Source organism: Pedobacter sp. BS3, assembly GCF_008274585.1.
In the GTDB taxonomy this organism is placed as follows: Bacteria; Bacteroidota; Bacteroidia; order Sphingobacteriales; family Sphingobacteriaceae; genus Hufsiella_A.
This window is the reverse complement of sequence record NZ_VTRT01000005.1, coordinates 201205-215060: the sequence shown is the minus strand read 5'-3', so window position 1 is coordinate 215060 and position 13856 is coordinate 201205. Positions and strand designations below refer to the sequence as shown.

The 13856-nt window shown below is 42.8% G+C and carries 12 protein-coding genes; 7 read left to right on the top strand and 5 right to left on the bottom strand.

The features are described from left to right. A complete protein-coding gene (locus FW774_RS14355; RefSeq protein ID WP_149348895.1) occupies window positions 1-285 on the top strand; it encodes a hypothetical protein in 285 nt (94 codons plus the stop codon). Window positions 286-768: 483 nt separating this feature from the next. On the opposite strand, the gene sucC is transcribed toward FW774_RS14355, so the two are convergent. Then, the gene (gene sucC / locus FW774_RS14350; RefSeq protein WP_149348894.1) at window positions 769-1959 is read right to left on the bottom strand and encodes an ADP-forming succinate--CoA ligase subunit beta; all 1191 of its coding nucleotides are present in this window, start codon (window positions 1957-1959) and stop codon (window positions 769-771) included. Between the two features lie 322 nt (window positions 1960-2281). Between sucC and FW774_RS14345 the strand changes: the two genes are divergently transcribed. From FW774_RS14345 to FW774_RS14330, 3 genes are all read left to right on the top strand, one after another. Next, window positions 2282-3181 carry an AraC family transcriptional regulator gene (locus tag FW774_RS14345; RefSeq protein ID WP_149348893.1) on the top strand — a complete coding sequence of 300 codons (900 nt, stop codon included), beginning with the start codon at window positions 2282-2284 and terminating at the stop codon, window positions 3179-3181. A gap of 90 nt (window positions 3182-3271) precedes the next feature. Then, window positions 3272-3508: a hypothetical protein gene (locus FW774_RS14340; protein WP_149348892.1), complete on the top strand. Its 237-nt coding sequence runs from the start codon at window positions 3272-3274 to the stop codon at window positions 3506-3508. Window positions 3509-3977: 469 nt separating this feature from the next. Then, a complete protein-coding gene (locus FW774_RS14330) occupies window positions 3978-6830 on the top strand; it encodes a sugar-binding domain-containing protein (RefSeq protein WP_149348891.1) in 2853 nt (950 codons plus the stop codon). 13 nt (window positions 6831-6843) lie between these two features. Here the strand turns inward: FW774_RS14330 and FW774_RS14325 are convergent, their stop codons facing one another. Together FW774_RS14325 and FW774_RS14320 are read right to left on the bottom strand one after the other, a co-directional pair. Then, window positions 6844-6951: a hypothetical protein gene (locus FW774_RS14325; protein WP_149349052.1), complete on the bottom strand. Its 108-nt coding sequence runs from the start codon at window positions 6949-6951 to the stop codon at window positions 6844-6846. Window positions 6952-6987: 36 nt separating this feature from the next. Then, complete coding sequence (locus FW774_RS14320) at window positions 6988-7362, bottom strand: VOC family protein (RefSeq protein ID WP_149348890.1); 375 nt, start codon at window positions 7360-7362, stop codon at window positions 6988-6990. Between the two features lie 85 nt (window positions 7363-7447). On the opposite strand from FW774_RS14320, the gene FW774_RS14315 reads away from it, so the two are divergent. From FW774_RS14315 to FW774_RS14305, 3 genes are all read left to right on the top strand, one after another. Continuing rightward, window positions 7448-8257, top strand: a complete 810-nt coding sequence (locus tag FW774_RS14315; protein WP_149348889.1) for a hypothetical protein — start codon at window positions 7448-7450, stop codon at window positions 8255-8257. 90 nt (window positions 8258-8347) lie between these two features. Continuing rightward, window positions 8348-9286, top strand: coding sequence for an ABC transporter ATP-binding protein (locus FW774_RS14310; RefSeq protein ID WP_149348888.1), 939 nt, complete (start codon window positions 8348-8350; stop codon window positions 9284-9286). Between the two features lie 65 nt (window positions 9287-9351). After that, window positions 9352-10665: an ABC transporter permease gene (locus FW774_RS14305; RefSeq protein ID WP_149348887.1), complete on the top strand. Its 1314-nt coding sequence runs from the start codon at window positions 9352-9354 to the stop codon at window positions 10663-10665. A 69-nt stretch (window positions 10666-10734) separates the two neighbouring features. Here the strand turns inward: FW774_RS14305 and FW774_RS14300 are convergent, their stop codons facing one another. Both FW774_RS14300 and FW774_RS14295 read right to left on the bottom strand, forming a co-directional pair. Continuing rightward, window positions 10735-12240 (bottom strand): M20/M25/M40 family metallo-hydrolase, encoded by a 1506-nt coding sequence (locus FW774_RS14300; protein WP_149348886.1) that lies wholly within the window; start codon window positions 12238-12240, stop codon window positions 10735-10737. 5 nt (window positions 12241-12245) lie between these two features. Then, window positions 12246-13856 carry a T9SS type A sorting domain-containing protein gene (locus tag FW774_RS14295; RefSeq protein ID WP_149348885.1) on the bottom strand — a complete coding sequence of 537 codons (1611 nt, stop codon included), beginning with the start codon at window positions 13854-13856 and terminating at the stop codon, window positions 12246-12248.

The following is a 13856-nucleotide window of genomic DNA, read 5'->3' as shown; positions in this document are numbered from 1 at the left end:
ATGAGCGCAAAAAGCATTTTCATCATCGTAGTGAGTGTGTTGGTGACCATTATTTTAATGAAAAACACCGACGAGGTACAGTTCTGGATTTTCGGCGAAGCCAATATCCCCAAGCTGGCCATATTAGGCGTAATGTTTGCCTTAGGATTTATTGTAGGCGCACTGGCGGTACGTCCACGCAAGAAAGTACAGATTGTAAAACATTACGATGAGGAAGATGAAACTGCTGTTCAAAACCCTCCTAAACCAACATTAAGCGACGAAGACCGGGATTATATTAACTAATTGGTGTCATCCGCTTCGTTAATTTATTTTAGGTTACTTTAACCGTCTAATACTTCATCCCGAATTACCCGGAAAGGGACTTCCGCAGGCACAAGACTCAATCCCGAATAGTCGGAATTTCGCTGTGCTCAACTTTTTACTTTCAACTTTTCACTTTGAACTTATAAGCATTTGGGCGTTCCCCTGCGGGTCGGGCTTTCCGTTTCAATCTTTTGCTCGTACCTCGCAAAAGGATTTTCACTGCAATCCCTAACGCAAACAACGGCACTGCAAAAATGAACCCGGTCTCTGCTAATTTTAACGATACCTCTTAATTTTCTTACAGAACGTTTGTTGTCCGGGGGACAAGCGCTTATCCAGTGCTGGTAACACACCGTCCACGGCCATAGAGCAATAAAAAATTTTATTGGTAAAAATTAAACAGGTTTCTAAATAAAAAAGGCCCTCTTTTCAGAAGGCCCTTTTTATCAAAAGAAAACCGATCTATTTTAATACTTTAGATACCAGGTCGGCGGCTTCTTTAAGCAGAATGGCTGAATATACCTGTAAGCCTGATTCATCTATCAGTTTTTTAGCTTCTTCGGCATTGGTACCTTGTAAACGTACAATGATAGGAACAGGAATATTGCCGATTTCTTTATACGCGTCAATAACGCCCTGCGCCACCCTGTCGCAACGTACAATACCGCCAAAAATGTTAATGAGGATTGCTTTTACGTTCGGGTCTTTAAGGATGATATTAAACGCGGCTTTTACGGTTTGTGCGTTGGCTGTACCTCCTACATCCAGGAAGTTAGCGGGCTCACCACCGGCAAGTTTGATGATATCCATTGTTGCCATGGCCAGACCTGCACCATTAACCATACAGCCTACGTTTCCGTCGAGCTTTACGTAGTTCAGGTTTGATTCGCTGGCTTCTACTTCGGTAGGGTCTTCTTCGGAAGTATCGCGTAAGGCGGCATAATCCGGGTGACGGAATAAACCGTTATCATCCAGGTTTACCTTGGCATCGACTGCCAGTATTTTATTGTCGGATGTTTTTAAAACAGGGTTAATTTCAAACATCGACGAGTCTGTACCTTCGTAAGCTTTGTATAAAGCGGCAACGAACTTGGTCATTTCTTTGAGCGCCGGACCGCTTAAACCTAAGTTAAAGGCTATTTTATTTGCCTGGAAAGGGCGCAGGCCAACTTTGGGATCGATCTCTTCTTTAAATATGAGGTGCGGTGTATGTGCCGCTACTTCTTCAATGTCCATACCGCCCTCGGTAGAGTACATTACAATATTGCGACCTCTTGCACGGTCTAACAGCACGCTCATGTAGAACTCTTTGGTTTCGCTTTCGCCGGGATAATACACGTCCTGGGCAATAAGCACTTTATTTACTTTTTTACCTTCAGGGCCGGTTTGCGGCGTTATCAGCTGCATGCCAAGTATCTGGCTTGCTTTCTCTTTCACTTCACCCAGGTTTTTTGCCAGTTTAACACCACCGCCTTTTCCGCGGCCGCCGGCATGGATCTGTGCTTTCACCACAACCCAGTCGGAATTAAACTCTTCTTTCATTTTTTTTGCGGCTTCTACTGCCTGTTCAGGCGTATCGGCAACAATGCCCTCCTGAACGCGTACGCCGTAACTTTTTAGAATGGCTTTACCTTGATATTCGTGAATGTTCATTGCTTTTTTTATTTGGCCGTAAAACTACCAATTTGCTTCTATTTCTGAAACATTTTGTGGATTTAAGACAAAAACAATACAGAGGGATAAAAATTACTTTAAAGCAGGCACCGGCCCTGAAACATAAACCCGGTAGCAGCGGCAGCCCCGAATGCAATGAGGGCTATAGCGGATGACGGGACTACACCGGCATTGAAACCACGGCCATTGCTTTACAATTATCTATAATAGATTTTTTTACGATACAAATTAGTAACAAAACAAATATTTATGCTGATTTTAGCCTCTATGTATTCAAAGGATTTTTTATTTTTATATCCTGATGGACAATATTACAACCGAACGCAAAAAAATAAAGGAAGGTTTTGTAGGGCAGCAGATGATTGTGCTGCCGCCGGATATTAAAAAGCATGTGGTTAGAAACCCACTTACCCAGGGTCTGTATCTTACCGCCATTGGGTATTACCCGAAAGCCAGTTTACATGATCGTGAGCGTAAATCGGGAAGTCCGCAATACATTCTTTTATATTGTATTGAGGGAAAGGGCGAGGTTGAGGTTTCAAAACAACGTTATACGCTGACACCCAATACCTGGTTTATTATTCCTAAAAATGTGGCTCACCATTATAACAGTGACGTTGCCGAGCCCTGGAGCATTTACTGGGTACATTTTACCGGCGATCTGGCCGATGTTCTTTATTCGCGATACACCCGGGAGGTTGGCCCTGCAGTATATGCCGTACCGTACGATGAGCAGCGTATTGTGCTGTTCAACCTGATATTTTCTGCGCTTGAAAGCAGCTTCAGCACACGGAATATGGAACTGGCCAATATAAAGCTGCTGCAGTTTTTATCGTCTTTTATTTATCATGAAGAGATGTACCCTTCATACTATGCGGTTAACCAGATAAGCCAGTCGATTGAGTTCATGAAGAAAAACATGGACCGCTGTTATACTATCGGCGAGCTGGCGGCCCGGCTTAATTATTCGGTTTCGCATTATTCCGACCTGTTTAAGAAGAAAACGGGCTTCTCTCCTATTCATTATTTCAACCAGCTTAAAATCCGTCAATCGTGCCAGTACCTGTATTTTACGGATATGAATATTAAGGAAATATGCAGCCGCGTTGGTTTTGACGATCCGTATTATTTTTCGCGGATGTTTAAGAAGGTCATGGGCATGTCGCCGGCTAAATACAGAAATGTTTATAAGATGCGGTGATTTTAAAACCGGGGGCATTCATATTATAGTTTACAACTATGAGGCTTTTTGATTAAATTTGCTTTATCAGCTAAGTAAGCCGGCATTAATATGAAATTACAAATCATACAGGATAGTAAAGGTAAAGCTACAGGTGTTTATATCCCTATCAATGAATGGAAGGAGTTGAAAAGGCAATATAAGGTTCTCGGGGATCTTGAGGCAGAGGTACCAATTGAGAAAGATCAGTTATTACAAGAACTTAAGGAAGCTATCAGGGAACTCAAATTAATTGAACAGGGTAAACTAAAGGCCCGGCCAATACAAGCGTTGCTGGATGAATTATAATATCTCCTCTATCCCACTTTTTGATAAACAAGCCAAAAGACTGGTCAGAAAATATCCATCTCTAAAAAAAGAGTTAGGGGAGCTCGCAAAAAGCCTTTCTCATAGCCCGGAAACAAGGTAAAGCCCTCGGTAATGGGTTTTATAAAATCCGCGTGGCTATTGCATCCAAAGGGAAAGGAAAATCAGAGGTGCACGAGTAATCACCTATGTAAAAGTTACAGCTACTACCGTTTTTTTAGCTTCTATTTACGATAAATCAGAAAAAAGTACTATTACAGACAAAGAGTTGGAGTCCCTTTTTCAGGTAATGTTTTAATTTACTCATAGTGATGTAAATCGTCTATCCTAACTTTTAACAACCCATTCTCATATTGTGCATCTTTTTCGTAAAAATGTTCATTCAAAAAATGAATATTATGCCACACTTTTGAGGCAATCAAGTTTGTAAACCAATTATTGTCCTTATAGTATGAAAAGCCGTATCCTGTTAACAGCGCTCATTGTTTTATTGTTACATACCGCTTATGCCCAGCTTACCAAAAACCGGCCTGCCGGAAACCAGATAGACCTTTCGGGAAAGTGGTCATTTCAAATCGATTCGCTGGATAAGGGTGTTTCTGAGCAGTGGTTCAGCAAAACATTACCGGATAACATACAGCTTCCGGGCTCAATGACCACCAACGGAAAGGGCAATGACATTACATTACATACACCGTGGACGGGTGGAATTGTCGATTCGTCCTGGTTTTATAAACCGGAATATGCCAAATACCGTCAGCCCGGTAACATTAAAGTTCCGTTCTGGCTGCAACCGGTAAAATATTATAAGGGAGCGGCCTGGTACCAGAAAACAGTAACTATTCCGGCCGACTGGAAAGGTAAATACATAGAATTGTTTATTGAACGCAGTCATTGGGAAACCAGCGTGTGGATAGATAATAAACCGGTTGGCATGCGAAACAGCCTCGGTACGCCGCATATTTTCAGCTTACCGGAAACCCTGAGCCCAGGTACCCACCGGCTAACCATACGGGTTGACAACCGTGTTAAAGATATTAACGTAGGGCAAAACTCGCACAGCATTTCAGACCATACGCAAAGTAACTGGAACGGCATGATCGGTAAACTGTTCATTACCGCTCGTCCTGCTTTATACGTGGATGATATTCAGGTGTACCCGGATATCAGGAACAAACAGGTTCGGGTGAAACTAAAAATCAATAATCTCACACACCGGGCCACTACGGCAAACCTCCGGCTATTGGCCCTGTCGTCTGATGCTAAGGCTGAAAAACTACAGGCAGTAAACCAACCGGTTAACATCGGCGAAAACGGCCTGGAGACTGAACTGGTTTACCCGATGGGTAAGCAGCCATTATTATGGGATGAATTTCATCCCAACCTGTATACGCTGCAGGTGGAGTTAAACAGCAAACAGGGCAATGAAACACGTGCAACAACGTTCGGTATGCGTGAGTTTTCAACCCGGGGAACGCAATTTACCATTAACGGAAATCTTACTTTTTTGCGGGGCACGTTAGAATGCGCTATTTTTCCTAAAACGGGCTATCCGCCAACTGATGTGGATTCCTGGATGCGTATTTTCAGAATTTGCCGCTCGTACGGATTGAACCACATGCGTTTCCATTCATGGACGCCGCCCGAAGCTGCTTTTGAAGCCGCAGACCGCTCCGGTTTTTACCTGCAGATAGAAAACAGCTCGTGGGCAAACCAGGGCGCTACTATTGGCGATGGAAAACCATTGGATCAATATATTTATGATGAAAGTGAACGGGTAGTTAAAACGTATGGCAATCACCCTTCGTTTTGCATGATGGCTTATGGCAACGAGCCCGCGGGCAAAAACCATAAAAAATATCTGACAGATTTTGTCACCTTTTGGGAGAAGAAAGACTCCAGAAGGTTGTACACTACGGGAGCCGGCTGGCCGATAGTTCCGGAAAGCAACTATAACAGCACACCCAATCCCCGCATACAACGCTGGGGCGAGGAGCTGAAAAGCATTATTAATGCTCAGCCACCCCGCAGCGATTACGACTGGCGTAATATTATTTCAAAATGGCAACATCCTACCGTTAGTCATGAAATTGGTCAATGGTGCGTGTATCCCAACTTTAAAGAAATTACCAGGTATGACGGCGTATTGAAAGCGAAAAACTTTGAGATTTTCCGCGACAAGCTGAATGAGCACGGCATGGCCAGCCTGGCAGACAGCTTCCTGCTGGCATCGGGCAAATTACAGGTTTTATGTTATAAAGCAGACATTGAGGCTGCTTTGCGCACACCGGGCTTCGGCGGTTTTCAGTTGCTTGATTTGCATGATTTCCCCGGACAGGGAACCGCGTTAGTGGGTGTTCTTGATCCGTTTTGGGATGATAAAGGCTATGTTACCGGAGCTGAATACAGCCGTTTCTGCAATTCGACTGTACCGCTGGCCTTGTTCCCGAAAATGATTTATCAAAACAATGAAGAACTGGCTGTTCCGGTAGAAATCGCCCATTTTGGGGTAATGTCATTAAAGGATGTTGTTCCCACATGGACCATAAAAGACGCGTCGGGAAAAGTATTATCTGAAGGCAAATTGCCCAAAACAGATATACCCTTAGGCAATACTATTCCGCTTGGCGAAATCAGGCAATCGCTTAGCGCCATTAAACAGGCGACACAGCTATTGGTTACCGTTTCTGTAGGTAAATATGAAAACAGCTGGGATATTTTCGTGTATCCATCGGCCCTTCCCGAAACCAAAGGCAATATCCTGATTACCCAGCAACTGGATGACAAAGCCATTGCAACACTAAACCGGGGCGGCAATGTGCTGCTCACGCTTAAAAAAGGCTCGGTTAAACCGGATAAAGGCGGCAATGTGAAACTTGGGTTCTCCAGTATCTTCTGGAATACGGCCTGGACACGCGGACAGGGACCTACTACACTCGGAATTTTATGTAATCCAAAACATCCGGCACTCCGCAATTTCCCGACTCAATATCACAGCAACTGGCAATGGTGGGATGCCGTTACCCACGCCAGCACTATAAAGCTCGACGAAGTTTCACCTGATCTGCAACCTATTGTCCGCGTGATAGACGATTGGTTTACCGCCAAACCCCTGGGCTTAATCTTTGAATGCAGGATAGGCAAAGGCAAGCTCCTGGTATCGGGTATCGATCTGCTAACGGATGCGGAAAACCGTCCCGAAGCCCGGCAACTGCTTTACAGCCTGAAAAATTATATGGCAGGCGGGCAATTTAACCCGGCAGCACAAGTAGACTTACAACGGATCAAGGCGCTGGTTGAGTAAAGCAGAATAACGATTAGCGATGTAGCTGGCGTTTCCGGAGATATTCGAGCAGTTCATGGGGCCGGTCGGTTTGGATGATGTTTACACCTTTACTGATAATCCAGTCCCAGCTGTCTTTCAGGTTTCCTTCTCATAACTGGTTAAATTCAAACAATGGCTATTGTATGGAAGTTATCCACCAGATATTTCCGCATGGATCTGCAACACCACCGCTTCTGCCATATTCCTGATTCCGGAGTTCCAGTATCACCTCAGCGCCAGCCTCAATAGCTTTATTAAACGTCTCGTCCGCATTATCCACGTAGATAAACAGCGTAGCCGTATGTTCTTTCCATTGCTCCGTAGCTTCGGCAAGCATCACTGTACTGCCGCTAATTTGCAGTTCGGCATGCATAATGGTTTTACCATTGTCTCTTAAATGTTTTGAATTTAAATTCGCATTAAATACCTGCTGTGCAAAATCAATCAATTTTTCTGCATTCTCTACAATCAGGTAAGGCATAATTGCCTGATGTCCATCCGGAATTTTCATAGTTCTTCAATTTGATATTGTACCGCTAAATATAAGGAGTTTGATATAATTGACATTTACTTTCAATTTATACTATATTAGTTACATGAAACACAGCAGTTTAATTATAGCAATGCTGATAACATTTACCGCTTTTGCTCAAACAAAAACTAACCATCCTGCACAATTAAGTGCTTCAGAAATCATTAGCAAATCTGAGGAGGCATATAAGAATCTTAAATTCTATCTTGATTCGGGGAAAGTAATCTCTGACCATAGTGATTCTAAATTTCCCAACAAATCAGTGATCTATTTTAAAACGGCCTATTCCAACACGGGCAACTTTAACTTCGAGTTTTATGCGCCCGGAAAATCAAATTCATTGTATGTTATTAATCGTACAGGGAATGATATTAAATCCTGGTGGGGAGTTACTAATAAAATCAAATCTCACACTAAAATAACCGAACCTCTCAACGCTGCTGCCGGGGTTTCTCATTTATCCTCCAGAATGATTCCTCTATTACTCTTAAAGGAGCCTTTTACAAGCACAAAAAATATTTACCAATCATTAGATTCTGTCGCTGTAACCACAGAGGCATTAAACGGATTAGCTTGCTACAAGCTTTCAGGAGTGTCAAACGGAGGAAAAGCTACGATATGGATATCTGAAAAAGACTTTCTGATTCGAAAAATTACAATGATTAATGTTATAAGCGAATCTCAGGCTCAAATGTTAAATCAGCTTGCCCTAAGTAAAACGAAAGATAAAAATCCACGGGCATACCAAATACTAAAAAATTATAAAGCTACAGGCCGGACCCTTAAAAAAGCTTACGAGTTTTACCCATACACTCCAAAAACCATTGATAAAGCATTATTTACCTTCCGGCCTAACCGGAAAGTGCCGTTGTAATTCTGTTTAGTTTTAATCATCTACCTTTTTGCCTGTTATACTTTGTAACTTAGGGCGCTGTTACCTATCCAAGTAAATAAAGGGATAAATATGCTCAGTATCCGTCATATCGTAAAGCAATATGCCAATCATACGGCGCTGGATGATGTCAGTCTTGAAATCAGTAAAGGCAGTATTTTTGGCTTGCTGGGGCCTAACGGGGCCGGAAAAACATCCTTGATCCGCATCATTAACCAGATCACCGCTCCCGATTCGGGCGAGATTTATTTTAACAATGAAAAGCTGAACGCTTCGCACATTAACCGGATAGGTTATCTGCCCGAAGAACGCGGTCTGTACAAAAAAATGGAGATTGGCGAACAGATACTCTACCTGGCTCAGCTTAAAGGCCTGTCGCGCCATGAGGCTGTAAAACGGGTAAGGTACTGGTTTGAGCGATTAGGAGTTGAAAGCTGGTGGAAGAAAAAAGTGGAAGACCTGAGCAAAGGGATGCAGCAAAAGATCCAGTTTATTGCAACCGTTGTACATCAGCCTGAATTAATTATCCTGGATGAGCCCTTTTCGGGATTTGACCCGGTTAATGCGGCACTCATTAAAGACGAAATCCTGGAGCTTAACCGACAGGGCGCTACCATTATTTTTTCCACGCATCGTATGGAATCGGTTGAACAACTTTGCGACCACATTGCGCTGATCAACCAATCGCGGAAAATACTGGACGGGCCGCTTAAAGCGATACGCGATTCATACCGCAGTCAAACGTTCAGCCTGGAATATTCCGGAGTGCTCAACGATGTAACCGATACGCCGCTTTTTGAAGTAAAATCACAGCAGGTTGATGATAACGGAGGCAAAATAACCGTTAAGCTGAATGAGGGAGTCACTCCCAACCAGTTGCTTTCTTACTTTATACCACGGGTTACTATTCATGAGCTCCACGAAGTTATTCCAACTATTAACGATATTTTCATCCGGAAAGTAAAAAACCTGGATCCGCAAGCGGAGACTAATAACATAGGCCCCAATTAATGTTTTTGAATTTTAATCCCGAATAGTCGGGATTTCACTATGTTCAACTTTTGACTTTATAAACCATGCGCAAAGTTCTGCTGATTATTAAACGTGAATACCTGAGCCGGGTGCGAAAAAAATCATTCCTGGTAATGACTTTCCTGGTTCCTGCGCTTATTATAGGCATGTATGCGCTCATTATTGCACTATCCATCCGTGGAGGTGATAAACAAACCAGCATCCGGGTGCTGGATGAAAGCGGCATTTTCGCGGGAAAATTCAAAAATACCAAAAGCGTTGAATTCCAAACAGCCGCCTTACCGCTTGCGCAGGAAAAACAGCTGGCCGCTAAAGAGAATGGCGGATTTCTGCTCATTATTCCCAAAAACATTGAACAAGGCGGTAATATCGAGCTGTATTCCCGGAAAAAGGCCGGTATGCTCACTATCAGCGCCATTGAAGATCAGATGAACGATATCCTGCGTACTAAGCAATTAAAAGATGCCGGCATCGACCCCGAAATGCTGAACCAAATTAATCCGAACCTAAGCATAGAATCGAAAGAGCTGACGGCGGAAGGTGAAAAAGACAGTAGCGCCGGGGCCGCGTATGGTGTAAGTTTTGCTGCCGCGATACTGATTTACCTGGCCTTATTTATTTATGGCGCACAGGTGATGCGTGGCGTAATTGAGGAGAAAACCAGTCGCATTATCGAAGTGGTCATCTCGTCGGTAAAGCCATTTCAGCTCATGATGGGGAAAATCATTGGTATTGGTCTGGTCGGACTTACCCAGTTTATGTTGTGGATTGTACTGTCCACCACGCTTTCTACCATCACCAGCCAGACCATGACCGTTGCAGCACCGGAGCAGGTACAGCTAACCCAACAGGATAAAAAAAGCGCCCGGGTTGCTATTCCTCCGGCAGGTGAAAGTCCCGTTGCCACCATTTTTAAAGCAATGGATACCATTGACTTTAAATACATTTTAACTATGTTCCTGGTTTACTTTCTCGGCGGATTTATGCTTTACAGCGCTTTGTTCGCTGCTGTAGGCTCCGCTGTGGATAGCGAAACGGAAACGCAGCAATTTATGCTTCCTATTACATTGCCGCTGCTGTTTACCTACATTATGGCTTTCAGTTTTATTGTGAATAACCCCGATAGTACCTTGTCATTCTGGCTCAGCATCATCCCGTTTACATCGCCGGTTGCCATGATGGTACGGCTGCCATTTGGTGTACCGGCCTGGCAACTCACATTATCCATCGGTTTACTGGTAGCCGGTTTCGTATTCACCACTTGGGTAGCTTCCCGCATATACCGCGTGGGCATACTGATGTATGGGAAACGCTCCAGCTATAAGGAACTGGTTAAATGGTTTATGTATAGGGAGTGAGCTGCGTATTGCAATAATTGTTGTATTGTTTAATTACTGAATTTGTCATGAGGCCTCTGCCTCTCTCTACTATTCCATTTTTTTACGGGGTATTTTAACCGGATATTGAGCCGTGTTAAATACAAACGCTGCCAATACCACAGAGGCTTGCCGCAGATCATCTGCTATCAGCCGGTCATACGTATCCTGGTTTGAATGATGGGTGCGAGGAAAGTATTCCAGCTTATCCTGTACAAACTGAAATCCGGGAATACCTACAGCATCAAATGGAATATGGTCTGTTGATATAGCAATACGGTTAGCAACAGTAACAGCACCCAGATCATGAAATGGCTCAAGCCATTTCTCAAAAATAGGTTTAACTGCAGGGTTCGCCTGCATATATATTCCTCTTATTTTGCCAGCACCATTATCAAGGTTGTAGTAGGCTGAAATAGAATAATATTCTGGCTTTGGATGATCTTTATCTCCAAAATGGTTAGCAACATATCCTTTAGAGCCCCAAAGACCTTCTTCTTCCCCGCTCCACAATGCCAGCCTGATAGTACGTTTCGGAGCAATATCAAGCTTTTTCAAAATGCGCATAGCCTCCATAACTACAGCTACGCCGGCTGCATTATCTGTAGCACCTGTGGCGCCATGCCATGAATCAATATGCGCTCCCAGCATAACAACTTCGTGCTTAAGCTTTGGATCTGTACCTGGTATTTCTGCTATAACATTATACCCGGTGCTTGTTTCTTTATTTAAACTGGTCTGTATGTCCGCCTCTACTGTCACCTTATGACCGGCTTTAAGTAATCTGACCATCCGTAAATAATCCTCTCCGGAAACTTCCATATCAGGTAAAACAGGATGCGCATCAACGGCATAATCTGCACTCCAGCCTGTAAACACGGTTCCATGCTTTCCCCAGGCTTTTCTTAAAACAATACTGGCACCTGTTTCAAATAACAGATCATCGATACGTTTTTTATCCGCCCATGTTATTCGTCCTTTTGAGGTAATATGATGTACAACCAGTGGCGTATCCATTGCCGCTATATCAGCAGCTGTTAAACGATATGCATCCGGTGTAAAACTTGTTGATAAGGTATCATTAGTATCGAAAATAATGGCTTTATCCCGTAGTTTATCTTTATATTTCTTTATTTCCGAGGAATCTGGTGATATCAATACTACATCTGATTGAGTAAGCCCTTCAGTGCTTCCCGACCAGGCTCTTGGCACTCCGATAAGAGCATGATAATATGGTGCAGTCATGGCAATATATGAACGCCTGATCTGCCAACCATATCCATAGTCTCCAAAAGGTTCAAGATTCACATTTTTCAGGCCCCATTGTTTTAGTGTTTGAACGGCCCATTCTTCCGCTTTTTTCAATCCCGGCGAATTAGTGAGCCGGGGCCCGTTAACATCAGTTAAATAAAAAGCATGCTCCATTACCTTAGAATGGAGCATGCCTTCGGCCTTTATTTTTTGAACAATGAGCGAATCTGTTGTCTGAGCACAAAGCCCATGGATTGTTCCGCAACAACCAAGTAATACAAAATATCTGATTATTTTTCTAAACATGCCTATTATTTAACAACTGTAAATGTTTTGGTAACAATGCTTTTATCGCGTTCTATAACTGCCAGGTAAGTTCCAGAATTTAACTGCTGTCCCAACGAAAGCGATACCAACTGATTATTGATCTTATAATTATTATTCAACACTACTTTTCCACTCAGATCCAGAATTTTAATGCTGGCAGTATTATCGCCCTGAGCATTAAATTTTATATTAAGCTGCTCATTAGAAGGAACCGGATAAATTACAACGGCATCGCCTGTATTGAAACTACTTGCCTGTTCGGCAATCGCCAGTATTTCTTTATGGCCATCTTTATCAACCTGGCTTAACCTGTAATAGGTAGTTCCGGCAAAGGGTGTACGGTCTATAAAAGAATATGCACTTTCTTTATCTGTACTGCCTGCGCCATTGGCTTTTGTGAGAAACTGGAAATTATAGCCATCTGATGATTTTTCCAGGATAAAATAATCATTATTTCTCTCTGCTGCAGTTTTCCAGGTCAGCAAAACATAACCTGCTTTATCTGCAGTTGCTTTAAATGAGAGAAAGGTAACCGGAAGCGATGTCTGACCAATAGTAAACGGCTCACCTTCAGTATAAGCTGTTTCATCTGCCATTCCGCTTAATATATCTGTAATGCCAGTGCTGGCTTTTTTATCAAGGCGCAAGGTTCCTGCACCCGAAATGGATGAGACCGTAACATCATATTCATTATCAGCAATTTTTGTTACTCCCGAAATACTTCCTGAGCCCGTCCCTGTAGCAAACACCTCAAAATCGGAGGCATCTACGCCGGTAACATTTTTTGTAAACTTTGCTTTAAATACCACTTCGGTAGAAGAATTAATAGCCGAGGGTGCCGTTTCAACAGTAAGTGGGGTTCGCAGATACGTAATAAAACCTGCATTATTGCCAGGCTCGCCGGTACCGAATGTTGGTGGCACACCCGTTCCTCCCCCTACTCTAACATTCGTTACATACACATCATCTGAGCTATTAAAATCAGATAAACCAGGGTTAGTGCTATTGAAATTAGGTAAAGACGGGTATACGTATCCCCCATTTCCATACAATAATAAAGAGGTACGAATCTTAGGTGATGTAATATTTGTAAATACAGCAGGCGGCGCCGTATTACTCATGCCTACGCCAAAAGCATGGATTGCCTGTGTAGCATAATTAACGTCATCTCCGGAACGGGTTAATACAACTAAATCATTGTTAGTTAAATTTATGGTGGTTGTTCCGGATAATCTTGTTATGTATACCGGGTCATCAAATGAGATAGATAAAATTTTATCTGAGGGATCGATATCTGTAGAAGCAGCGCCGGTTCGCCTAATCTCTATGGTAGTTCCAGAAGCTAAACTACTCCAGAATTCAATATTATTAAACTGAAAAAGGCTGGATGGGGCATGATCAGTATAATTACTTGCGGTATATTCTTTTATATAAAGATTCCGCATATCCATCTTATCTTTTATTACTAATAGTTCAATAGCATCGTTTACGCCATTGCTATTGCTCACATTATGTAGTTTATTGATCACAACATCCTGAGCTCTTAAAAAGGCTGTTATTAACAGCATAACGATAATTAGTAATGTTCTTTTCAT

Coding starts and splice junctions, on each gene's coding strand:
- FW774_RS14355 (WP_149348895.1), top strand. CDS start 1: ATGAGCGCAAAAAGCATTTTCATCATCGTAGTGAGTGTGTTGGTGACC.
- sucC (WP_149348894.1), bottom strand. CDS start 1,959: ATGAACATTCACGAATATCAAGGTAAAGCCATTCTAAAAAGTTACGGC.
- FW774_RS14345 (WP_149348893.1), top strand. CDS start 2,282: ATGGACAATATTACAACCGAACGCAAAAAAATAAAGGAAGGTTTTGTA.
- FW774_RS14340 (WP_149348892.1), top strand. CDS start 3,272: ATGAAATTACAAATCATACAGGATAGTAAAGGTAAAGCTACAGGTGTT.
- FW774_RS14330 (WP_149348891.1), top strand. CDS start 3,978: ATGAAAAGCCGTATCCTGTTAACAGCGCTCATTGTTTTATTGTTACAT.
- FW774_RS14320 (WP_149348890.1), bottom strand. CDS start 7,362: ATGAAAATTCCGGATGGACATCAGGCAATTATGCCTTACCTGATTGTA.
- FW774_RS14315 (WP_149348889.1), top strand. CDS start 7,448: ATGAAACACAGCAGTTTAATTATAGCAATGCTGATAACATTTACCGCT.
- FW774_RS14310 (WP_149348888.1), top strand. CDS start 8,348: ATGCTCAGTATCCGTCATATCGTAAAGCAATATGCCAATCATACGGCG.
- FW774_RS14305 (WP_149348887.1), top strand. CDS start 9,352: ATGCGCAAAGTTCTGCTGATTATTAAACGTGAATACCTGAGCCGGGTG.
- FW774_RS14300 (WP_149348886.1), bottom strand. CDS start 12,240: ATGTTTAGAAAAATAATCAGATATTTTGTATTACTTGGTTGTTGCGGA.
- FW774_RS14295 (WP_149348885.1), bottom strand. CDS start 13,856: ATGAAAAGAACATTACTAATTATCGTTATGCTGTTAATAACAGCCTTT.